Genomic DNA, 22,533 nt, shown 5'->3' on the forward strand with positions numbered 1-22,533 from the left:
CGCCCCGGTGACTTTGAGCCTTCCATCGACTCGCTTTACCGATTGACCTATAACTTGCTGGCTCACGTCAGGCCCTCCCGTTCTCGTCGATGTCAGCATGTGGTCTGGCCGCAATGGTTGTCAGATTGCGGACAACCGCTTGCTGGCCCAAAGCGATCTTGAACCCGTTCTGACCGAAGGAGCGCGCTCCGTCAAGTGCAGTAGCGGCCGCTTGAGTGAAGACGTCGGTGCTGGCTCTCTGGCCGATGAGCAAACGTTCGGCGGCGAGCGCCCGCCAGGGCCGTGTCCCGACACCGCCAAGGGCAAGACGGGCGTTGGTGATTGTTTGGCCTTCGAAGGTCAGGATCGCCGCGCAAGATGCCAGCGCGAATTGATACGACGCCCGATCACGCAGCTTGAGATAGGCGGAGCGGCTGCCTGCAATGGGTGCATCGAGCGTGACATGCGTGATCATTTCGCCTTCGGCGAGCGCGTGTTCTTTCCATGGCGTATTGCCAGGAAGGAGGTGAAAATCAAGAAAGTCGATTTCACGGACCCCTCGAACGCCCTGCACGTGGATGGTGGCGCCGATGGCGGCCATTGCAACGCACATGTCGGACGGATGCGCCGCGAAACAGTTTTCACTACCACCGAGAACTGCATGCACGTTGCGGTTTTGACCGCCGACGGCAGCGCACCCCGCCCCTGGGGAGCGCTTGTTACAAGGCGAGATGCCGTCACGGAAATAGCCGCAGCGTACGCGTTGCATGATATTGCCGGCGGTGGTTGCCTTGTTACGCAATTGCGTGCTGGCGCCGGACAACAGCGCTTCCGAAAGCACCGGGTATGCGGCGCGGATGACGTCATCGCGCGCAAGATTCGTGTTCGTCACCATCGCGCCCACGCGAACCCGTCCATCGTTTAGCCGCTCGATGCGATCCAGGCGCAGCTTGTGAATGTCGACCACGCGCGCTGGACGCATCACGTCCAGCTTCATGAGATCGAGAAGCGTCGTGCCGCCGGCGAGGTAGACGGCGTCCGTTTGCGTGCGGGCCAGAAGTGCACGCTCGACAGAGTCGGCGCGAACATAGTCGAAGGTGCGCATCAGGCAGTCCCCCCGCTTTTCGTTCGGGCCGACTGGATTGCTGCAAGAATGTTTTGATACGCGCCACAGCGACAAATGTTGCCGCTCATCGCCTCGCGCACGGAATGGTCGTCAGAAGGGATTCGCGCGTCGCGAAGTACTGCAATTGCACTCATCATCTGGCCGGCAGTGCAATAGCCGCACTGATAGGCGTCGTGTTCCCAGAAGGCCTGCTGTACAGGATGCAGACGGCCGTTCTTCTCAAGGCCCTCTACGGTGAAGACTTCGTCTCCATCGTGCATCATGGTAAGGGACAGGCACGAGTTCACGGCTATTCCATTGACGTGGACGGTGCATGCGCCGCACTGACCGTGGTCGCAGCCCTTCTTCGTGCCTGTCAATTGCAATTGATCGCGCAGGACGTCGAGCAAAATCGCATTCGGCGCGACGCTCAGGCGCCGCCGCACACCATTGACTATTAGTTGAACGGTTTCATTCGATGAAGGCGCAGGCTGCGCTTCCATTATCGGCGTAGTTGGCGACTGCGCCGCTGCGTCCGCGACCGCCCAACGGTTGCCCGCTACCGCAACCCCGGATGCGCCAACAGACTGCAGAAAGCGCCGTCTCGACGCAATTGGTTGCTGATTTTCTGCGACGCTCTCGGCCGGACTTTGCGGTTGATCCGGCTCCTTCTGGTAGGAATGAGGCACGGAATCGTGTTTCTGATGGGCCATGAGTTCGCCGATGGTCGATACCCCGGCTCACAGTAAGCCGGGTTCACCTAATGTACCCGTGCCAGATACCCGCAACCAACGCCCGGCGGTTAATACCGTTTTAAGCAAAACTGTCGACCACGATCGGTCGTGACGACTACGACCGCGCCCTCAATAGAACCGCGGCCTCAGCATTACGGCGCAAAACGCGTGAAAACATAGTCGCAGTCCTTTACCTTGGCTGCATGGCAGGCAAAGCAGGTCTGATGTTGCGCCGCATCGACCGGCTGTCCATCGATAAAACGGCCGTAGCCCCAACCGCCCGTCGACGCGTAGCGGCGTGAGTCCTTCACCATCACCTGCACCGTCGTGGGCGTGCCGGGAATCGTTGCCGATTGAAATTCCGGCGACTGCTTGCGCTTGTATGCGAGCTTGACCAAGATGGTTCCGTCAGGATATGGCAGCGTCGAGTTCTCGATAGCCTTGATGGCGACTGGGTTGCCCAATACAACGCGCAGTTCGTCGAGTGGCGCAGCTTCCTCTGCCGGCGCGATCATTTGCCACCCTCGATAACCATCCGGAATGGTGACCCCGTAAATCGGAGACGGAGCCGATTTCGCAGCCTCCGCCCAAGCGTGATCGGCCAGCGTGCCCAGCAAAAGAGCCCCAGAAAGCATGGCACATACAGTCCTGATCCTTTGCATTTCTTTCGTGTTCCCGGTTAGCTGGATTGGAAACGCGCAACATCGATAATCGCGTCTGCGAATGCCTTCGGCGCTTCCTGCGGCAGGTTATGGCCAATACCGCCGCTGATGTTCCGGTGCGCATACCTGCCCGTAAATTTTTTGGCATATGCCGACGGCTCAGGATGCGGTGCGCCGTTGGCGTCGCCTTCCATCGTGATGGTCGGAACCGTAATGGGCGGCGCCAACGCCAGCCGCTTTTCCAACTCGTCGTATTTCGCTTCGCCCGTGACAAGTCCCAGACGCCACCGGTAGTTGTGAATCACGATCGCGACATGGTCAGGATTATTGAACGATGCAGCCGAGCGCTCGTAGGTCGCATCGTCGAAATTCCATTTGGGAGACGCCGTGTGCCAGATCAGCTTGTTGAAATCGTGGCGGTTCGCGTCGTAGCCGGCGCGGCCGCGATCCGTGGCAAAATAAAACTGATACCACCATGCGAGCTCCGCCTTAGGCGGCAGCGGCGCTTTATTGGCGTCCTGGCTGCCGATCAGATAACCGCTCACCGACACCAAAGCCTTGCATCGCTCTGGCCACAACGCGGCAATGATATTCGCCGTGCGCGCCCCCCAGTCAAAGCCGCCGAAGACCGCTTGATCGACCTTGAGCGCATCCATCAGGTTGATTACGTCTACCGCGATAACCGCTTGCTGGCCGTTTCGGGGCGTGTCTATGGACAGGAATCGTGTGGACCCATAGCCCCTGAGATACGGCACGATGACGCGATACCCAGCCGCAACAAGTAACGGTGCGACTTCGGCGTAGCTATGAATATCGTAGGGCCAGCCATGTAGCAGGATCACGACAGGACCGTTTTGCGGCCCGGCTTGCGCGAAGCCCACGTTGAGCGTGCCCGCGTTGATCTGCCGCAGGTTTTCGAACGAGGCAGTGCTTGATCCGGACGCAACAGCACTCGACTCGGCGTGCGCGAAGCCGCCCAACCCCAATTCCGTCAGGCTGATACCGGCAACCGTCGTACCGAGCAAACGACGTCGCCGCATATTGATCTCATCGGACATGTTTAGCTTTCCTTATTTAAGAGGCTTTGAAACGGCTGCAGGCGCGAGGAAAAACATGAGCTGTCCTCGACGCCAGAGATCCTGGAATCTGCTCTCGGTCGGAGCGATGCAGGCGCAAAGGAGAATTCGCCGACTCCGCATCCACGCTTGAACCGAACGTTCCAGTCACGGATTGGCGTAGATCGGGCCCAGACCGATTATGTCCGTTTCGCCCCGGCGCGCAGAGCCGGACGCGGACTTGCCGGCAGTCGATGATCCGTATGAGGACGCCCAGCCCTTCTGAGCGTCCACACGCACCTGGGCAACCTCGATGTTCTCTGGGTAACGCGTCTGGTCGCTGGCGGGGTTGTATCCGGCTTGCTGCAACTCAACCAACTGTGCGCGGGCGCCCGCGCGGGTAAGCGCCTGGTTCGACTGAGCGAAGGACATTGCGGGCAATGCAACAGCAGCGGCAACAACAAGCGATTGAATAGCTTTCATGATATCCACCTCGAGAAAATATCATTCCACAAACGCCCGTTTGCGTTTGGGTTAGATGCCAGAACAGTTGGCGTGAGCGTATTGGACAGGAATGACGTATCTGGCTTATGTCTGCAATGCGCATCGTTGCAACCTTATGTAACGCCCGGCGACATGGACACATTGGGATACGAAGATGCCCCGAGAACGACGGCTTAATCTGAGTGCGGTCGCTATGGACAGCTGCCCCAGCAGTACGACCAGCATCACGCGTTGACAGCCGCCTCGATAATTGTCCGAATTTCGCTTAGCAGTCCGGGTATGGCGGCATAGCTTGTATGAGTCAGACGCAGGACGCCCCCGGTCGTGCATACGCCGATAACCTGGTCATCGGCGAAACCGGAGGTCACGAACGGCCCCCACAATGCTTCGAGCGTGATATCACCGTAGGCGGATGCAACCGGCTGATTTCCCAGATTCGACAACAGCACGTCGAATGCCAGCACAGTCGACAGAAAGCTTGCCGCGTGCCGAACACTCGGCTTGACTGACATGGCCGCATCGAGAGCCTTTAGTTCCGCCGCTGCCTGGGTGGGCGTTTGCGCAGGCACAAGATCTCGCTTGATTTTGCGCGCGGCAATCCACAGGGGTGCACCGGGCGGGTGATCGTCGACGGTGATCGTTTGAGTGATGTAGACCCCACTGGATGTGCCGACTTCGCTCGCAAGATGACGCACATCAACTGGCGTTACGGTACGAAGTGGACGCGAGCGCCACTCGCGCGACAGACGGCGGCCAGCTTCGTGGACAGCAGCGGCAATGGCGCCGTGCACGGTGGTTTGCTCGGCACGTGCGCGCGCGATGAGCCGGCGAGTGAACTCTGCGGGAAACGCAAGCGCGTCGATTTGCGGTACATCTTCCGCGCCCGGACGAAATGATCTCGGCGATGGCGCTGGTGCCGCGGCGGGCAGAACCGCCGCTGAGTTCATTTGGCTTTCCAGCAAGGTTTCCAGCGACTCCACTAGTCCCAGCGGCGCCAGAGCTTCTCCCGAGAGCGCGAGCAGCAGATCTTGAATCAGATAGGCACTTCCCATGCCGTCGAGCACTGAATGATGCGCAACAAGAATCAGTGTTGACGCATGCGCGCCTTGCAACAAGGTCGCGCGCCACAACGGCGCAACCGACCAGTCGAACGGCGTAGCAATTTCGCGGGCAACTTCTCGCCGCCATGTATCCGGCTCACGCTCGATCACGCGCAACGGAACCGTTGCGTCGGTCGCGCCATGGAAGCCCGTATTTCCCTGCGCATCCACGCCGATGAAAGTCGAAAGCAATGGATGCCGTCGTTGCACAGAGCGGAAAGCCGCATGCCATGCTTGCGGCGGAAAGCTTCGATCTACTTCGGCGACCATGGCGAAATGCGTCGGCCGATTCTGATCGAGCAACCAGAACAGATGTTCCGTACTCCCGAGACTACGCATGCGCGTGTGTTTGCTCGACTGAATGTCCTCGATGTCCTGCTGTTGGTCTTTCACTCTCTGACTCCCGATAGGTTATGTGCTCCGATGCACCTACGCTGGGCCGACGTCTGATATTGATGAACACCGGCGCCGCGGACGTGTTGGTGGTACGGCCCAGTCCGGTATTACAGGTGCGGTGCGTATATCCTTTATGTCGGGCAACAGGTGTTTTTGAAACGCTATGTATCCGCTCACCAACCCAATACATTGCGAAACGCGCTGACGAATGTGTCTCTCAATGTGTACAACGATCTAACAGGTACAGAGCATTGCAATAGCGGGTTCCTGTGACATAAGCCAGATACCTCATCCGGGCCTAATGCATCCAGCGACGGAATCTGGATCGAAATACTTGAGCGTTCCTCACCATACGCAGTCGTGTTCCAGCTATTCCGGCGAATTTGGTATTTTATTTAGGAAACCGATATATTTGGAGGATTCGTTATGTTCAAGAATTTCCTGATCGCCGCACTCCTCTGCGCCAGCGCCGCTGTCGTGTCGCCTGCTTTCGCGGCCAGCGGCTACGGCCCAGCGCCTCGCTACAACCCACTCATCGGCGCGCCGTCTTCTCAACGTGGCCAGAGCGTCCAGACTCTTCGCGCTGAACAGGCCGACCAGACGATCAGCACGAACGATACCTCTCGTCGTTAGTCGCAGCACGTCCTCCCCATAAATCTTCTGGCGCACCGTCATTAACGCGCCAGCTTTTCCTTACTCCCGGATATCAACCATGCCATCAACACCGTTTTCTCCCGGTCGCCGCCATCTCCTTGCCGCTTCAGCCGCCGCAAGTGCCATGGGGCTGATTCCCGGATCCGTGTTCGCTGCTACCGGCGACAGCACGATCCGCCCGTTCAAGGCCAAGGTGCCGCAATCCGATCTCGACGATTTGCGCCGGCGTATCGCGAGCACGCGCTGGCCCGGCAAAGAGACGGTCAACGACGAGTCGCAAGGTGTGCGGCTCGCGAGAATGCAGGCGCTCGCGAAATACTGGGGTACCGATTACGACTGGCGCAAAGGCGAAGCGAAGCTAAACGCGCTACCGATGTTCACGACCGAAATCGACGGACTGGATATTCAGTTCATTCATGTGCGCTCACGCCACGACAAGGCTTTGCCACTGATCATGACCCATGGCTGGCCGGGCTCCATCTTCGAACTCATCAAGGTCATCGCTCCGCTTACCGATCCCACGGCATATGGCGCAAGCGCCGGCGACGCGTTCCACATTGTCGTTCCTTCCCTGCCCGGCTTCGGTTTCTCGGAACAGCCGAAGACCGCCGGATGGGACTCGAATCGCATCGCGCGCGCATGGGGCGAGTTGATGGTCCGGCTTGGCTATACGCGTTTCGTATCGCAAGGCGGCGACTGCGGATCGGTGATTTCGCATCGCATGGCAATGCAGAAAGTGAAAGGCCTGATTGGCATTCACGTCAACATGCCTGCAACCGTCCCGCCGGATATAGCGACACTGCTCGCTCTTGGGGAACCCGCGCCGGCAAACTTGTCGCCGAAAGAGAAGGCCGCATATGATTCACTGAACGTTTTCTATCGGGATAATTGCGGCTACTCCGCCATGATGGTGACGCGACCGCAGACCGTCGGGTATGCGCTTGCCGATTCACCCGTGGGTCAAGCCGCATGGATGTATGACAAGATCTCCCAGTGGACCTATAGCGGCGGTGTACCTGAACGCTCGCTCACGCGCGACGAAATTCTCGACGACATATCGCTCTACTGGCTGACCAACAGCGCCACCTCGGCCGCGCAAATCTACTGGGAAGATCATTCCAACAACTTCAATGCTGTCGACATATCCTTGCCGGCTGCCGTAACCATCTTCCCTGGAGAGATTTATCAGGCGCCGCGAAGTTGGACCGAGCGTGCGTATCACAATCTGATCTATTTCAACGAAGTCGACAAGGGCGGTCATTTTGCTGCGTGGGAAGAGCCGCAGTTATTCGCGACCGAGGTCCGCGCGGCAATGCGCCCGTTGCGTTAGGCGATCGGGTGGTCGCGGCGATCGCACGCCAGGATCGCCGCGGCGTTTTCATATCGTCGCCGTAAGTGAGTGCGGTGAGTGCGGCCGCGGCGAGTATGGCCGACGCACTGAGTCACCGATCCAGCGAAGCGTTGGCCTAAGTTGACCCATGCCATTTGCTGTTTGCGGATAAGCATCGGCAGCAGAAGTCCGGTCGCTCGCGATCAACCGAATGTAAAGCTGAACACGTGCACGCCTGGATCGAGAAATTCGATCTCGAACGTACGGTCGTGCACCGGGCCCGGTTGGCGCACGAGTTGATACAGACGCGCGCTCGTCACAACACCTGCGCCCTCGCTCGTAACGTCAGCACCGTGCGCTTCGCCCGGAGATGCACCGTCCACAGTAATGCGAAAGCGCACCGGCTTGCCTTGCGCAGCCGGCCCCAGCACCAGGTGCAGATCGCGCGCATGAAAGCGGTAGGCGATGCGCCCGTTCAGCGCGCCTGGCACGGCGGATTCCGCACCGATATTCCACTGCCCGGCGAGCGCCCAGTTGTTGAGCGGCAGTTGCGCGGGTAACGTGTAAGCGGTCTCGGTATCGGGCTTAACGCGCTGTGGCGACGCGAAGCCTTGCGCCTCCCGGTAGCCGACGTAGGTCTCGCCCGAGCCAACGTCCGTCGGATTGGCGGCGGCTTGCGCGCCCGTCGCCTGCACCGGCTGCTGCGGGCCGTCACCGGGCATCCGCCTCCCGTTTTCGGCCAGAAGTTGCCGGAGCGCGTCTTCCGCTTCGCTGTAGTCGCCTTCGCCGAAATGGTGATACCTGATGCGGCCCTGCGCGTCGGCAATATAGAAGGCTGGCCAGTACTGGTTGTTGAACGCACGCCAGATGGTGTAGTCGTTGTCGATGGCCACCGGATAATGAATGTTCAGATCGGCCAGCGCACGTTTGACATTGTCGGTATCGTGCTCGAAACCGAACTCCGGAGTATGTACGCCGATCACCACCAGGCCGTCGTCGCGGTAGCGCTGCGCCCACATCTTCAGATATGGCAAGGTGCGCAGGCAATTGATGCACGAGTACGTCCAGAAGTTGATTACGATGACCTTGCCGCGCAATGCGTCAGTCGAAAGCGGTGTGCTGTTAAGCCACGTCGCCGCGCCGTCAAGCGATGGCAGATGCCCCTGAACCGGCAGCGCGGCGTCCATTGACACCCGCATCATCCGGGCCGCTTGCGGCCCTTTGCCTGCCAGCTTTCTCGTTTCGACGAGGCTGACCAACCTCGCCTCGATGACAGTCGTTGACCCGGATGGAATATACGCGAGAATCCGTGTGTCGACGCCCAATGAGATCGCGCCCACGGCGAGCAGCACCAGCGCGCCCATTGCACGGCGCAGACCCTCGCCGAAGCCAAAAGAACGCTTGAGCATATCCAGCGAACGCTTGCCAAGCCCGGACACCACTGCCAGCGAGCAGGCGGCGCCTCCGGCATAGGCACCAAGCGCCACCGCGGTCTGCCAGGTTGCACCATGCAAAGCCGCACTGGTCAGGATCAGTCCGAGAATGGGTCCGGCACAGGGCGCCCATAGCAGGCCGGTCGCGGCGCCAAGCGAGATAGCGGAACCGATCCGGCGTGTCGCGCCATCGTTCTGCGAGCGCGAAACGAAGCGCTCGGCAAGGTCTGACAATGGGCGTGACAGATTCGCCGTACTCTCGGGAAACAACAGTGACACGCCGAACACCGTAAACAGTGCCAGCGCAATCCAGCGCCCGTACTCGCTGAATTGCGCAGCCCCGCTCAGACCGGCTGTGCCGAGGCCTGTCACAAGCGCAAACGTGCCTGCAAGGCCGAGAAGAAACGGCAAGCGGCCAGTCGCGAATGGCTTGTCGGAGCGTGCGAATACGAACGGGACGACAGGCAGAATGCACGGGCTCAGGATAGTGAACACACCGCCCGCAAACGCAATGATGATCAGTAGCATGAGATCAGTATCCACACAGTAGACGGTTGGTCAGACCGGCATCGAACGTCACGCACAACGATGCGTCAAGTCATGTGCCGTATTCCGGCGCTCTCGTGTATCGGGTAGATTTCAGTAGCCGGTCATTGCGCAATCCAATGTATCCATTGCGGTCCGCGACATATACGATACAAACCGCCACGTCGCTTGTCCGGCGCCCACACGCATGCTCCGTATCCGAACGAATCTGCGCCCGTTGCGACAGGAAGGGCATCCCCGCCAGGAAGCAGACATAAGCCACATTACGTCTGTCCGTTTCAATACAGCGGTGGCATTGCCGCAAACCGGCCGGCGCACCGCTTTAGCTTCCACCCTGCTCGCGCAGCGTCAGCTTGCTGTTCACCGACGTTACGCCCGGAACCTGCTTCGCTGCATCGACAGCCAGACCATCCTGGTCCTCGCTTGTGATCTGGCCAGCCAGCGTCACGTGTCCCGTCTTCGCATTGCCGAAGACGGAAATCGTTGCTTGCTCGAGGCCCCTGGTCTTGAAAATGGCTTTTTGAACGGTCTTTGAAAATGCACGATTAGCTACCCGAACTGATTTCCTGGTCGGGGTTTCCTGCGCGCTGACCGCTGAGGTACTGTCCGACCCGCCAGCCGCCGAGTCCGCCGCGAATGCAGGCGCATATGCAAAAGCCGCAACAGCGATGGTAAAGCCGCTGCTCACAACGAGTTGTCGAAGTCTCATGATTTGATCCTTGGCTTAGTCTGAAAAAAATCGCGTGATCGATGGAAACCATACTGTCGCTGCTATTTTCGCGAGCGAGCACTACGTCGGGCGTGAACCTGCTCGACGCCGTATAGCAATTAGAAACATAGGATGTATCCTGGGTATGTCCGCAACGTATCGAAATGTACCGTCTGACGGCTCCGCATCTGCTCATTCGTCCCGCGCATATCTTTTATTACCGTCTGGACGACAGCAGGAGGCCCGTGAGGTCAGCTGCGCCTTGACTACTACCCATCGCGGAAACCGCACGTCCCGGGCAAAATCCTCCAGCCCGGTATCCGTCAGTAACATGAGATAGCGCAACTGATCCCTCAACACCGGGTGAGTAGTTCATGGTCAGCCGCGCTTCGAGCCCTCCTTCATTGCGGTTATATAGCCGCAAATCCGCATTCATGGCTATCGCAAGCTGGCGAGCAATTGCAAGCCCAAGACCTGATCCCACAACGTCCCGGTCTCCGCGCAACTCACCGCGATAGAAAGGCCTGAACACGTTTTCCAGTTGATCCGGCCGAATCCCCGGACCGTTGTCCAACACCGAAATCACAAGCCCGGATGACCCCTTGCGCGCGTGAATGCGCACCGCGCTGCCGAACTTCAACGCGTTATCGACGAGGTTTGCCAGTATCCTGCGAAACGCGTTAGGTAGTGTAATGACCGGCTCTTCAATGCGTGACTCCAGTGAGACATGATCTCCGGAGTCCTCATAATCTGAAACAATGCTTTCAAGCAGTGCGCGCAAGTCGATGCGAGACGGCGGCTCCGTGGTGCCATGAAGCGTGCGTGCATAGGTCACGCCTTCCTTGACCAGCGCGTGCATGGTGTCCAGGTCCTGTAAAAGCCTGGTGCTTTCCTGCTTGCTTTCCAACATTTCGGCACGCAGGCGCATTCGGGTGATCGGCGTCTGCAGATCATGCGAAATTGCGGCGAGGACCTCGATGCGCTCGGCCGTACCGCGGACAAGCCGTTCATTCAGTGTCTTGAAAGCCCGAACCGCCTGCACCATTTCTTTGGGGCCTTTCTCCGGCAAGTCCCGGACAGCGTGGTCAGTAACCGGATGACCGGCAGCTTCGGTGAGACATGCAATTGAACGGCCAATTAGTCCGTCAATATAGGAAGCGAACAGGCCGATAACCATCAACTGAAGAACCGTAGCCAAAGCCATCCAGACGACTGCGGGAATGTCTGGCAGCAACGACATTGCAACCATCGCACACGCCTGACCCAGCACCGCGATAGCCGACAGCACGTAAAATAGCAATCTCGCAAAAGGCAATGTATTCAGCATCGGCAGCTCCATTTGAAAAGCATGACGCGACAAAACGCACATAGTCGACGCCGCAAATTAGAGCGCGATAAAGAGATGCCTTCTATTGGACGATGGTGTTGGTCGATACTTAAGTATTGGTCGGAGCCCGCACCGCTTTTGTCTCGCGGCTATGACCGGCATGCTCGAATGAGCCGATGGACAAATCAAGTCTCAGCGCTTTGACTCGACCGGCAGATGTAGCTTCGCGGCCATGATGACCAGCTCCGGCAGCGACGCGGCTTTCATTTTTCGCATGACGTTGCCGCGATGAGCTTTTACGGTAATTTCGCTGATGCCCAGTTCGCCACCCACTTGCTTGTTCAATAGGCCCGCAACGACAAATGCCATGACCTCGCGCTCTCGCGGGGTGAGCGACTCGTAGCCTTCGCGTAGCTCACACAATTGCGCTTCGTCTGCAAGCGCCATCGCACTGCATTCAATAGCGTGGGTGATAGCGTTTATTAAAGCCTCGTCGCTGAACGGCTTGGTCAGGAAGTCGACTGCTCCGGCTTTCATGGCCTGGACCGTCATGGGCACATCGCCGTTGCCGGTTATAAAAATAATGGGCGTACCGGCGCGTTTTCCACTGATTAGTCTCTGTAGATCCAGACCATTCAGGTCGGGCAAGGACACGTCGAGCACCAGGCAGTTTGGCACGCAAACAAGCGGATGGTCGAGAAACGTCTGCGCGGAAGCGAAGGTTCTCGGCTGCCACCCGACGCTGGAAACAAGCAATTCCAGAGACTCGCGAACGGAGATATCGTCGTCGACTATAAATATAACTGGAACGGCCTTCTCCATGATCTGCGAGCTCGATATGCACAGGTTACTAGCAGAAACAAGTATGCGCCCGGCGACGTCGTGCATTCAATGCTCCCCGAACGCCGCATGCAGTGCTTCAAGCAAGGCGCTCTCACTGAAAGGTTTCAACAGACATGCTACGACCCCCGCCCCTATTAATTCCGAACCGGTTTTTCCATCTCCGTGCGCGGTGATGAATATAACGGGAACCTGCTTCTTCAGGTGATTAAGTTCGCGCACCAACTCCGGGCCAGACATTCCTGGCATTGCTATATCGAGAATCAGGCAACCCGTCACGTCAACCTTGTCCGAAGCGAGAAAGGCCTCTGCCGATGCATACGTCTGCGCGGCGAAACCTAATTCGTTCAGCAAATCGGGCAGCGACTCACGCACGGATTCGTCATCGTCCACAACCGACACGAGCGACCGCAACACCATCATAGATTCCCCATGACATGCTGGTTATTCAGTACCAGCGCCCCCGCAAAAAGATCGCCGTCAGATGTCCGACTGCTCCCCGAGGCCGGACGCGCGCCAGCATAAAGCATGCACCTTTGTAGGGGGACAGGGATATGATACTTTGGTATCGACTCAGAGACGGCAATATGCAAAGCCGCTCTTTTCGACACCAATGATTCGCGGCCATGGAATTGATGGAACCGGATGAGTCAAGTTGTGCGGTGCAAACAAGAGGTTCTTCATGTCGATTGCTGCCTGTCCGTTACGCCCGCGATCCAGTGCGCGCTCCCGCCGTTCCCATCTTTCCGTAGCTTCGATTGCTTAGGAATGGAGAACGAAAAGGTGGCGCCGCCGCTCTCATTTCCGATGGCCCACAATTGACCTCCGTGATTATCGATAATCGATTTGCTCACCGACAACCCAATGCCCATCCCGCCGGGCTTGGTCGTATAGAAAGCGTCGAACAGTCGCGCCGGCTCGTGAAGGCCAAACCCTGCACCTGTATCCGCCACGGACACGCGCACACTGTCGTTCGCGTCAAGTTCAGTGACGACGAGCAAGCGCCTCGGACGATCATCAATGCCGTTCATCGCCTCCAGCGCATTCAGTAAAAGGTTAAGAATCACTTGCTGAAGTTGAACGCGATCGCCCGAAACGCAGGGCAGATTGCCGGCAAGATCGATCTGCACTGTCACCCCGCTACGATGCAGTTCGCTACGGAAAAGCGTAACGATCTCACCGATGGACTCGTTCAGATCGACGTTTTCGATTGTGGTGTCCGTCTTGCAGAAAAGCGCACGTAATCGCTTGATTACGTCCGACGCCCGGTTGCCGTCACGAATGGTACGCCGCGCAGTTTCCCGCGCTCCCTCCAGGTTGGGGGGCTCGGCGCCCAACATGCGCAGGCACGTGCTGGCATTCGTGATAATGCCGGAGAGCGGCTGGTTCACTTCATGAGCAATCGACGCAGTCAATACTCCAAAGCTCGATGCCCTCGCCACTCTCGCAAGTTCCGACCGCGCTTCTATCAATGCCGCTTCGGACCGGCGTCGCTCTGTCACGTCCTGAATGGCCGCCACGTACTCACACTGCCCGCTTGCGTCCCTGATTGCGTGTGCAACCACGTGCATGTATTTGACCGACTGGTCGGGCATCAACAACCGGTACTCGTGCTCGTAATCGATACCGCGTTGCTGGCGCTCGAGCATATCGTCGAATGACACGCGGTCCTCGGGATGCACACGCGAGCGGATCAATTCGAGTGTGACCGGCCTGGCCGCATCGAATTCGAACATCCTGTACACCTCTTCCGACCACGTGATCTCGCCGGTCGACACACGCTTGGAAAAGCCCCCGGTCGAACTCAGGCGGCGAGTCTCCGCGAGGAACGCTTCGCTTCGTTTAAGTGTCGCGTCGTGCTGTGTCCGCTCAACCGCAATGCTTGCAATACGCGCTATCTGCCCTATCAGTGCCTGATCGAACGGTGCAGATCTTCGACGGCCATCGTAATGTATCGAACACACTCCCGTGACCTTGCCGCTGGCCGCGACAATGGGCATTGACCAGCACGCGTGAATTCCATGATGAAGCGCCATTTGCCGCCAGGAACAGAGCGCCCACCGGGGGTCCGAAAGAAGGTCGGAGACAATGATCTGCTCGTTCGACAGGGCCGCGCTCGCGCATGGGTTGCTTTCGGCAGGCCCATCGATAATCGAATCGATGAATTCACGAGGAAGGCTCGGTGCGGCGCCGTGCTCAAGATGCGTACCCGCTGGCTGCAGCAACGCGATGCTGCAATAGCAGCCGGGCGCAACACTTTCAACAAGACGGCAAAACCATTCAAGAATGACCGCCATGGGGCGGCCGGCAGCAACCAATTCAAGCAGTTCTGTTTCGCCGGCGAGCAGTGCTTCGATCCTCCGCCGGTCTTCAATTTCCGTATTCAGTCCGCACCACTTCACTAATTGCCCGGATGCATCCAGGACTGGCCGCGTGCGAATCAGGAACCAGCGGTATTCTCCGTCGAACCGGCGCAGGCGTGCATCCATCTCCTGGGGTTCGCCCCAACTCAGGTTGGCGCTCCAGCGTTTGAGCAGTTCCGGCAAGTCGTCCGGATGAATGGCATCCTGCCAGCACTGCAGAATAGTTTCCGCACTCATGCCGGTGTATTCACGCCAGCGCCGGTTTAGAAAATCGACTTGGCCGCTGGGGAGCGCGGTCCACACCAAGCCTGGCAGTGCATCGATTACTTGAAGGAGTTCGTTTTCCATTCCGGCAATGGGTTGGAAAGTCAGTTGCTTATCCGGGCACATGCTATTGACTCCAGCTAACACAAACCATTAGATTTACGCCTTCTTGAACATGCATTGCCGCAGTGCGCTCTTCATGGAAATACAGGTGACAATGTCTTGTCGATTCCGCTGGTTGCCGCGGAGATCTTACCATTCGCCAAGGGCTCTCTTCCCCATTGCGCTGGTCGTGGCGAGCCTCTCGGCAGCCCGGGCGGACAATGTGGTGGTGATCGGTTATGCGGGCGCATTGACGGGACCTCAGGCACATCTTGGCAAAGATATCGAGCAAGGCATCCGGCTTGCTATTGATGAGATCAATGCTTCCCATCCGGTAATCGCAGGCACTCCGACCGGCTTCAAACTCGACGCCCAGGACGATGCAGGAGACCCGCGAATTGCGACATTGATTGCGCAGCGTTTCATTGATAACGGCGTGAACGCGATTGTCGGGCATCAAAGTTCAGGAACATCGATCGCGGTCGCGAGGCTTTACGCCGCAGCCAACATTGCCGAGATCACGCCTTCCGCCACGAATCCCCAGTTCACCAGACTTGGCTATCGCACGACGTTCCGGGTGCTTGCGAACGACAACTTCCTCGGGACCGTCATGAGCCGTTATGTAATCGACACCATGCACGCTCGCCGCGTTGCAGTGATCGATGACCGCACCGCTTATGGTCAAGGCGTGGCCGATGTATTCGTTGACGCAACGCGTAGTGCGGGCGGCACGATCGTGGCGCGCGAATATACAAGCGATAAAGCGGTGGACTTCAACGCGTCGCTTACGCTCTTCAAGCAAAAACGGCCAGACGCCATTTTTTTTGGAGGTGTCGATGCGCAAGCCGGGCCCATGCTGCGCCAGATGAAGCGGCTTGGTGTCACCGCGCCATTGCTCGGAGGCGACGGCATGTGCACCCGGGAGCTGCCAAGATTGGCGGGCGAGGCGTTCGCCGGCAATCTGTATTGCGCCGACGGCGGATTGAGCCTTTCTTCCATGCCGGGCGGTCTCGCCTTCGAAAAGAAGTTCCATGCGAAATTCGGGGAGCACGTGCAACTCTACGCGCCCTACGCTTACGACGCGACCATGGCGGTGTATCACGCGGTTGTCCAGGCGCAATCGGCGGAATCGGGAAAAATCGTCGACGCACTTCGCAATGTCGATTTCCAAGGTGTTACCGGCCAGATTTCTTTTGACGACGCGGGGGATCTGCGCGTGCCGGCCGCGACTATCTCGACATTCAAAGACCGCAAGAAGGTGACGCTCCGGGAAATCAGAAGATAGGAAACCTGATCGATATAACCCTACACGTCAGCACTTTCCATGATCACTAATGCATTGTTTTCAACATCAACCTCGCTTCCAGGCCACCACCCGCACGATTGTGAAGCGAGAGCGTCGCATCCATCGCGAGTGCGAGCTGGCGCGCGATGGCGAGGCCAAGACCCGTACCGCCCGTATTGCGATTACGCGACGTTTCGATCCGGTAGAACGGTTGAAAAACCGCCTCCAGCGACTGCTCGGGAATCCCCGGTCCGCGATCCAGCACCGTGACGGTCGCCTTTCCGTCGGACGATGCCGCCACATTGATCTCCGCAACGCCGCTGAACTTCAGCGCGTTGTCGACCAGGTTGCCAACAATGCGGCGCAAAGCCTGTGGACGCGTCGTGAGCGGCATGCCGAATCGCCCTTGCAGAGACACGTCTTGACCCGCATCGACATAGTCGCAGACCAGGCTGTCGAACAACGCGTCGGGATCGATCCGGCACGGCACTTCGGTTGCGCCGTGCAGCGTTCGCGCGTAAGTCACGCCTTCCTTCACCAATGCCTCGATTTCCTGCAAATCCTGCCGCAGCTTGACACTTTCGGCTTCGTCATCCATGACTTCAACCCGAAGACGCATGCGGGTAATCGGCGTTTGCAAGTCATGTGAAATCGCTGCCAGAATCTGCATGCGTTCCGTCATGTACATTGAAATCCTGTCCTGCATCGAGTTGAACGCGCGCGCCGCACGCGCCACTTCCGATGGTCCATCTGTCGGCAGCCGGAATGCCTTGAGGTCCGGGCCGAGTCCGTCGGCTGCCGCCGCCAACTCGTGCAGCGGGCGCGTGGCAACCCGCACTGCCAGCCAGCAGCACGCGAGCAGCACGACCAGTTGCAGGATCAGCCCCAAGGGCAGCCAACGCGACAATGGGGTGCTCGGCATGGGACGCAGGTCTATTGTCAGGGGGCTGCCGTCGGAGAGCCGGAGGTGTACCTGAAGACGCTCGCGATCACCCGGCACGGCGTTCACCGTGAGCGGATAGCGAGTTCCGATGCCTTCGGAAATGGATTGCGCCACGCGCGCCGACAGTTGGGCGTCGAGCGGGCCACCGCTTACCCCCGGTCCAAGAATGAAATCGTAGCTGCGGCGCGCAAGGCGCGGCAGCCATTGAGCGCGTTCGCTGGCCGGCAAATGATCGAGAAGCGCCACGGAACTGACAACTTCGCGCTCAATGTAGCCCATCATCACATTGGTCATGCTCTGGTCGCGCTCGGTCATGGTGAGCCAGAACGACAACGCCTGCGCTGAAGCCAGACCAATGAACAGGATCACCGTCAACCTCGCGAACAACGTGCGCGGCCAATGCAGCCATGGGCGCACGTTCATTGCGGTTCCTCAATCACACTCACCGCCGAAGAGAACACATAACCTTCACTGCGCAGCGTCTTGATGTAGCGAGGTTCGCGGGCGACGTCCCTCAGCCGCTGACGTAGGCGGCTCACCATCAGGTCGATCGAGCGGTCGAACGTGTCGGCCTGACGTCCCTGGGTCAGGTTGAGTAACTGATCGCGGGTCAGCACGCGTTGGGGATGATCGAGAAACACGCGCAGCAGACGATACTCGGCTCCGCTAAGCGCGACCATCGTGCCTTCCTGATCGAGGAGGTGGCGCGCAATCGTATCGAGCCGCCAATCGCCGAACCCGAGCATTTGCGCCGATTCGCTCAGTTGCATGCCGGGCGGCAGCATGCGCGCGCGGCGCAGCACCGCGCGAATACGCGCAAGCAGTTCGCGCACCGCAAACGGCTTGGGCAAGTAGTCGTCGGCGCCCATTTCGAGACCGAGAATCCGGTCGGCTTCTTCGTCTCTCGCGGTCAGCATCAGCACCGGCACCGAGCGGAACTTGCCGGCCCGCAGTTCGCGGCAGATCACCAGGCCGTCTTCGCCGGGCATCATCAGATCGAGGACGATCAAGTCGGGCGCGCCGTTTTCCAGGACGCTGTACATCTGGCGTCCGTTAGCGGCGAGCGAAACGCGCATGCCGCTTTTATCGAGGTAGCCCGCGATCAGTTCGCGAATGCCCCGGTCGTCGTCGACAATCAGTATGTGGTCGATCGTATTCATCCGTGCATCAACTCTTTCGACGTTTCGTCTGCACCTTGCTTGCGTGGATCAACGAACACTGGACCGGATGCGCCAGCTCGGCGGCCAAACCGCCGGCCACGAAGGCAAGAATCGCAAACAGGCGTTTCATGCGTCCTCCATTACGGAGAGGCTTGCTCCATTCGAGATACCCGCCTCTAGCGCATACGAATCAATGCTCTCGAGGCAGCCGATATTGGCGCGCCAAAGCTGCGGATTCGTGCGCGTTTGATGAAACGGATAAATACCACAATGCCTGCAGAAAAAGTGCTTAGCTGTCCGGGTGTTGAACTGATACTGCGAGAGTGCGTCCTCCCCTTGCAGAATCGTCAATTGATTCGCGGCGAACGGCGGGGTCATCAATGCACCTTTGCGCCGGCACAAGCTGCAATTGCAGCGCGCCGCCGGGGTTACAGGGGCATGAACCTCGAATTTGACGGCTCCGCAGTGGCACGAGCCTTTCAGGCCATCGTCGCTCATAAAGATCCCGGTGATGAGGTATGGCTACTTTATAGCGCGACTTGAATAGGTGTTTGTATCGTAGTGTATCCGCCCGGTTGTCTGATACAAAAAATTGCACCATGCAGTCAGCCGGCAACAGCCAAACCGGGCAGGAGCAATCTTATGCAAGCTTGCGATCCCGCGGGCGCGATCGTATCAAGATCATTTGGCGGGAGATCCGACAAATTGGTTCCTGGCCAAAAGTTGCCCGCGATCCTTAATAGCGTGGTTTGCTGCATCTCGGTGAATGATTAGCAGGCCGGCGCAACGGAATAATATTCTCCGGGGGTTTTTTAGCGACGCACTGGCATGCCCAATAGGTTTCGTCACCGATCACATGCTTTGTCAGGACACAGTCGTCGGCGCAATCGTCGCTCTGACATCCGAATATTGCTTCAGCAACGTTGCCCGATTCGAGTACGCACCATACATTGCACAAGCCACAACGGGAAGACCGAACAATGTCCTTGATTGCCGAAGGATATTCCGAGCGTTCGAGCGCTCGCACGACTGTTTCGCCATCTCGTTGGAACACGGTAAGAAGTTTGCCCACTACCTTGACCATGTGTGTGGCCTCCGGGGTTCTATTGTTTGTAAAGCGATGGTCTTTTACTTCTCATCGTTTGGCGCCGGGATAGCACCCACAACATGGCCTTTGCATCTGCAAGCTTGCTATCGACGCCTTTGTGCTATTCGTAAATTAGTCCGCGCAGCGAAAGTTTCCAATCGAGTCCCATCATGATGTGGTTAACCCTGTGATATGCAGCGCTCATTGGTGGCAGCAGATCAAGACTTGGTGATCCGCTGTTGCTGCATTGTGTCAAACGGATGAAAGCAACTTCAGTCAGGTACGCAATTTCAAAAGGCCTGCTAGAAGGCGCCATGATTTGCTTGTGTACATCGACCGCCATCAAGAATCCCGCGATATAGCCGTGACCTATCAAGGGCATTGCACTAATCTACTTCTGTGGACCGTCACACGCGTTTATATTTGATTGGAGTAGGCTCGTCAGAACGAATGGCGCTTGTTCAGCAACGTCAAACACTAGGTGCCGCAGTAGTAGTTTTCGCCTGAGTATTCTTCAATCTTCCAAGCGCGCTGCGCGCCAGGCTCATTGATGCGATGCACTATGAAAACGTGCATCCTTAAAAAAACAATCGGTGGATAGGTCCCTCTCAAGGAGATAACGCATGTCAAATGAAGCAAAGTGCCCGTTCAATCACGCCGCGGGCGGCGGCACGACGAACCGTGACTGGTGGCCAAAACAACTGCGGGTAGACTTGCTCAGCCAGCACTCCAGCAAGTCCAATCCCCTGGACAACAGCTTCAACTACGCCGAGGCCTTCAAGAGCCTTGATCTGGCTGCAGTCAAGAAGGACCTTGCAGCGCTGATGACCGATTCGCAAGATTGGTGGCCCGCGGACTTTGGCCACTACGGCCCGCTATTTATCCGCATGGCCTGGCACAGCGCAGGCACGTACCGTATCGGCGATGGTCGCGGCGGTGCCGGGCGCGGCCAGCAGCGTTTCGCGCCGCTCAACAGTTGGCCGGACAATGTCAGTCTGGATAAAGCCCGCCGCCTGCTCTGGCCGATCAAACAGAAATATGGTCAGAAGATCTCGTGGGCCGACCTGTTGATTCTTACGGGCAACGTCGCGCTCGAGACCATGGGATTCAAGACCTTTGGTTTCGCCGGTGGGCGTGAGGACACGTGGGAACCGGATCAGGACGTCTACTGGGGCAACGAGAAGACCTGGCTGGGCGGCGACGTGCGTTATGGCAAGGGAGCCGCAGGCAATAACGAAGACGGAGGCGTTATTGTCGCCGACGAAGAAAAGCACGGCGAAGAAACCAGCCGTACCGATAACGGACGCAACCTGGAAAATCCGCTGGGCGCCGTGCAGATGGGCCTCATCTATGTCAATCCGGAAGGTCCCGACGGTAATCCGGATCCAGTTGCCGCAGCGCACGATATCCGTGAAACCTTCGCGCGCATGGCAATGAACGACGAGGAAACTGTCGCGCTGATCGCAGGCGGCCATACGTTTGGCAAGACGCACGGCGCGGGTCCTGCCGAGAACGTAGGTCCCGAACCCGAGTCCGCCGATCTCGAGAACCAGGGGCTTGGATGGAAGAACAGCTTTGGCAGCGGCAAGGGTGGCGACACCATCACCAGTGGCCTGGAGGTCACCTGGAGCAGCACGCCAACGCAATGGAGCAACGGTTTCTTTGAAAACCTGTTTGGTCACGAGTGGGAACTGACCAAGAGTCCCGCTGGCGCCAATCAGTGGGTCGCCAAAGGCGCCAGCGCAACTATTCCACACGCTCACGATCCGTCGAAGAAACTGCTTCCGACGATGCTGACCACCGATCTATCCCTGCGCTTCGATCCCGCCTACGAGAAAATCTCGCGGCATTTCTGGGAACATCCCGATGAGTTGGCCGACGCATTCGCCCGCGCGTGGTTCAAGTTGACGCATCGCGACATGGGACCGCGCGCACGCTATCTTGGACCGGAAGTACCAAGCGAAGAGTTGCTTTGGCAGGACCCGATTCCGAAGCTGGACCATGCGCTGGTCGAGGAAGCGGACGTCGCCGCACTCAAGCAGAAGATCCTGGCATCGGGACTGTCCGTCTCCGAACTGGTATCGACGGCCTGGGCGTCGGCGTCCACATTCCGTGGCTCCGACAAACGCGGCGGCGCCAACGGCGCACGCATCCGCCTCGCGCCGCAGAAAGACTGGGCGGTCAACCAGCCCGAGCAGTTGTCGAAGGTACTGAAGGTACTCGAAGGCATCCAGAACGAGTTCAATGGCGCACAGGCCGGTGGCAAAAAGGTTTCGCTGGCCGACTTGATTGTTCTGGCTGGGGGCGCCGGCGTTGAACAGGCGGCGAAAAATGCCGGGCATCAGGTGAGCGTGCCCTTTACACCCGGACGAATGGACGCCTCGCAGGAACAGACCGACGTGGAATCCGTTTCCGCGCTCGAACCGGCCGCCGATGGTTTCCGCAATTACCTGAAGGACAAGTACAAGGTTCCGGCGGAAGCGTTATTGATCGACAAGGCGCAATTGCTGAGCTTGACCGCTCCGGAAATGACGGCGCTCATCGGCGGCTTGCGTGTGCTGAACGTCAATGCCGGTAAGAACCCGCATGGCGTCTTCACCGACAAACCGGAAGCGCTGACCAACGACTTCTTCCGCAACCTGCTCGACATGAGCACGGAATGGCAAGCGCTCTCGTCGGCCAGGGACTTGTTCGAAGGACGGGACCGGAAGACTGGCGAACGAAAATGGACCGGCACTCCCATCGATCTGATTTTCGGCGCACATTCCCAGCTTCGGGCGCTCAGTGAAGTCTATGCAGCAGAAGACGCGCAGGAAAAGTTCGTCCGCGACTTCGTCGCAGCATGGGTGAAGGTGATGAACCTCGACCGTTTCGACCTTGCCTGACAGGTCGCCTCGCTCCGTCAGGCGGTCGTCCTGACGGAGCCTTCCATTTCAATTGCGCTATTACGCCTCG

The 22,533-nt window shown here is 58.4% G+C and carries 20 protein-coding genes; 4 read left to right on the forward strand and 16 right to left on the reverse strand.

What is annotated here, in order from left to right; genetic code table 11:
- Positions 1–67: 67 nt before the first annotated feature.
- The 6 genes from ACRWA7_RS03770 to ACRWA7_RS03795 all read right to left on the reverse strand — a co-directional run bounded on the left by ACRWA7_RS03770 (position 68) and on the right by ACRWA7_RS03795 (position 5,532).
- Positions 68–1,084: an FAD binding domain-containing protein gene (locus ACRWA7_RS03770; protein WP_438391046.1), complete on the reverse strand. Its 1,017-nt coding sequence runs from the start codon at positions 1,082–1,084 to the stop codon at positions 68–70.
- A complete protein-coding gene (locus tag ACRWA7_RS03775; protein WP_438390122.1) occupies positions 1,084–1,797 on the reverse strand; it encodes a (2Fe-2S)-binding protein in 714 nt (237 codons plus the stop codon). The genes ACRWA7_RS03770 and ACRWA7_RS03775 overlap by 1 nt, the downstream gene beginning before the upstream one ends.
- A gap of 173 nt (positions 1,798–1,970) precedes the next feature.
- Positions 1,971–2,480, reverse strand: a complete 510-nt coding sequence (locus ACRWA7_RS03780) for a cytochrome P460 family protein (RefSeq protein ID WP_438390123.1) — start codon at positions 2,478–2,480, stop codon at positions 1,971–1,973.
- A gap of 17 nt (positions 2,481–2,497) precedes the next feature.
- Positions 2,498–3,538, reverse strand: coding sequence for an alpha/beta fold hydrolase (locus ACRWA7_RS03785; RefSeq protein WP_438390124.1), 1,041 nt, complete (start codon positions 3,536–3,538; stop codon positions 2,498–2,500).
- 165 nt (positions 3,539–3,703) lie between these two features.
- Complete coding sequence (locus ACRWA7_RS03790) at positions 3,704–4,018, reverse strand: DUF4148 domain-containing protein (RefSeq protein ID WP_438390125.1); 315 nt, start codon at positions 4,016–4,018, stop codon at positions 3,704–3,706.
- 245 nt (positions 4,019–4,263) lie between these two features.
- Positions 4,264–5,532: a condensation domain-containing protein gene (locus ACRWA7_RS03795; protein WP_438390126.1), complete on the reverse strand. Its 1,269-nt coding sequence runs from the start codon at positions 5,530–5,532 to the stop codon at positions 4,264–4,266.
- A 429-nt stretch (positions 5,533–5,961) separates the two neighbouring features.
- Between ACRWA7_RS03795 and ACRWA7_RS03800 the strand changes: the two genes are divergently transcribed.
- Together ACRWA7_RS03800 and ACRWA7_RS03805 are read left to right on the forward strand one after the other, a co-directional pair.
- Entirely contained in the window at positions 5,962–6,168 is a 207-nt protein-coding gene (locus ACRWA7_RS03800) for a hypothetical protein (protein WP_438390127.1), read from the forward strand.
- A gap of 79 nt (positions 6,169–6,247) precedes the next feature.
- Positions 6,248–7,519 (forward strand): epoxide hydrolase family protein, encoded by a 1,272-nt coding sequence (locus ACRWA7_RS03805; protein WP_438390128.1) that lies wholly within the window; start codon positions 6,248–6,250, stop codon positions 7,517–7,519.
- Positions 7,520–7,722: 203 nt separating this feature from the next.
- On the opposite strand, the gene ACRWA7_RS03810 is transcribed toward ACRWA7_RS03805, so the two are convergent.
- From ACRWA7_RS03810 to ACRWA7_RS03835, 6 genes are all read right to left on the reverse strand, one after another.
- A complete protein-coding gene (locus tag ACRWA7_RS03810) occupies positions 7,723–9,480 on the reverse strand; it encodes a cytochrome c biogenesis protein DipZ (RefSeq protein WP_438390129.1) in 1,758 nt (585 codons plus the stop codon).
- A gap of 340 nt (positions 9,481–9,820) precedes the next feature.
- Positions 9,821–10,207, reverse strand: a complete 387-nt coding sequence (locus ACRWA7_RS03815) for a BON domain-containing protein (RefSeq protein ID WP_438390130.1) — start codon at positions 10,205–10,207, stop codon at positions 9,821–9,823.
- A gap of 217 nt (positions 10,208–10,424) precedes the next feature.
- Positions 10,425–11,534, reverse strand: a complete 1,110-nt coding sequence (locus tag ACRWA7_RS03820) for a sensor histidine kinase (protein WP_438390131.1) — start codon at positions 11,532–11,534, stop codon at positions 10,425–10,427.
- Between the two features lie 192 nt (positions 11,535–11,726).
- Positions 11,727–12,356, reverse strand: a complete 630-nt coding sequence (locus tag ACRWA7_RS03825) for a response regulator transcription factor (protein WP_438391048.1) — start codon at positions 12,354–12,356, stop codon at positions 11,727–11,729.
- A gap of 66 nt (positions 12,357–12,422) precedes the next feature.
- A complete protein-coding gene (locus tag ACRWA7_RS03830; protein WP_438390132.1) occupies positions 12,423–12,767 on the reverse strand; it encodes a response regulator transcription factor in 345 nt (114 codons plus the stop codon).
- Positions 12,768–13,054: 287 nt separating this feature from the next.
- Positions 13,055–15,127 (reverse strand): PAS domain-containing protein, encoded by a 2,073-nt coding sequence (locus ACRWA7_RS03835; RefSeq protein ID WP_438390133.1) that lies wholly within the window; start codon positions 15,125–15,127, stop codon positions 13,055–13,057.
- Positions 15,128–15,293: 166 nt separating this feature from the next.
- Here ACRWA7_RS03835 and ACRWA7_RS03840 point away from each other — a divergent pair, with 166 nt between their 5' ends.
- Positions 15,294–16,388, forward strand: a complete 1,095-nt coding sequence (locus ACRWA7_RS03840; protein WP_438390134.1) for a branched-chain amino acid ABC transporter substrate-binding protein — start codon at positions 15,294–15,296, stop codon at positions 16,386–16,388.
- 46 nt (positions 16,389–16,434) lie between these two features.
- Here the strand turns inward: ACRWA7_RS03840 and ACRWA7_RS03845 are convergent, their stop codons facing one another.
- Genes ACRWA7_RS03845 through ACRWA7_RS03860 form a run of 4 tightly spaced genes read right to left on the reverse strand, consistent with a single transcriptional unit; the run spans position 16,435 to position 18,989 of the window.
- Positions 16,435–17,754 carry an ATP-binding protein gene (locus ACRWA7_RS03845; protein ID WP_438390135.1) on the reverse strand — a complete coding sequence of 440 codons (1,320 nt, stop codon included), beginning with the start codon at positions 17,752–17,754 and terminating at the stop codon, positions 16,435–16,437.
- Complete coding sequence (locus ACRWA7_RS03850) at positions 17,751–18,491, reverse strand: response regulator (protein ID WP_060857276.1); 741 nt, start codon at positions 18,489–18,491, stop codon at positions 17,751–17,753. The genes ACRWA7_RS03845 and ACRWA7_RS03850 overlap by 4 nt, the downstream gene beginning before the upstream one ends.
- Before the next feature lie 7 nt (positions 18,492–18,498).
- Entirely contained in the window at positions 18,499–18,621 is a 123-nt protein-coding gene (locus ACRWA7_RS03855; protein WP_279616269.1) for a hypothetical protein, read from the reverse strand.
- The gene (locus ACRWA7_RS03860) at positions 18,618–18,989 is read right to left on the reverse strand and encodes a GFA family protein (RefSeq protein ID WP_438390136.1); all 372 of its coding nucleotides are present in this window, start codon (positions 18,987–18,989) and stop codon (positions 18,618–18,620) included. The genes ACRWA7_RS03855 and ACRWA7_RS03860 overlap by 4 nt, the downstream gene beginning before the upstream one ends.
- A gap of 1,212 nt (positions 18,990–20,201) precedes the next feature.
- Between ACRWA7_RS03860 and katG the strand changes: the two genes are divergently transcribed.
- Positions 20,202–22,463, forward strand: coding sequence for a catalase/peroxidase HPI (katG, locus tag ACRWA7_RS03865; protein ID WP_438390137.1), 2,262 nt, complete (start codon positions 20,202–20,204; stop codon positions 22,461–22,463).
- Positions 22,464–22,533: the final 70 nt, after the last annotated feature.

This window comes from Caballeronia sp. DA-9 (genome assembly GCF_051615025.1).
GTDB lineage: Bacteria > Pseudomonadota > Gammaproteobacteria > Burkholderiales > Burkholderiaceae > Caballeronia > Caballeronia sordidicola.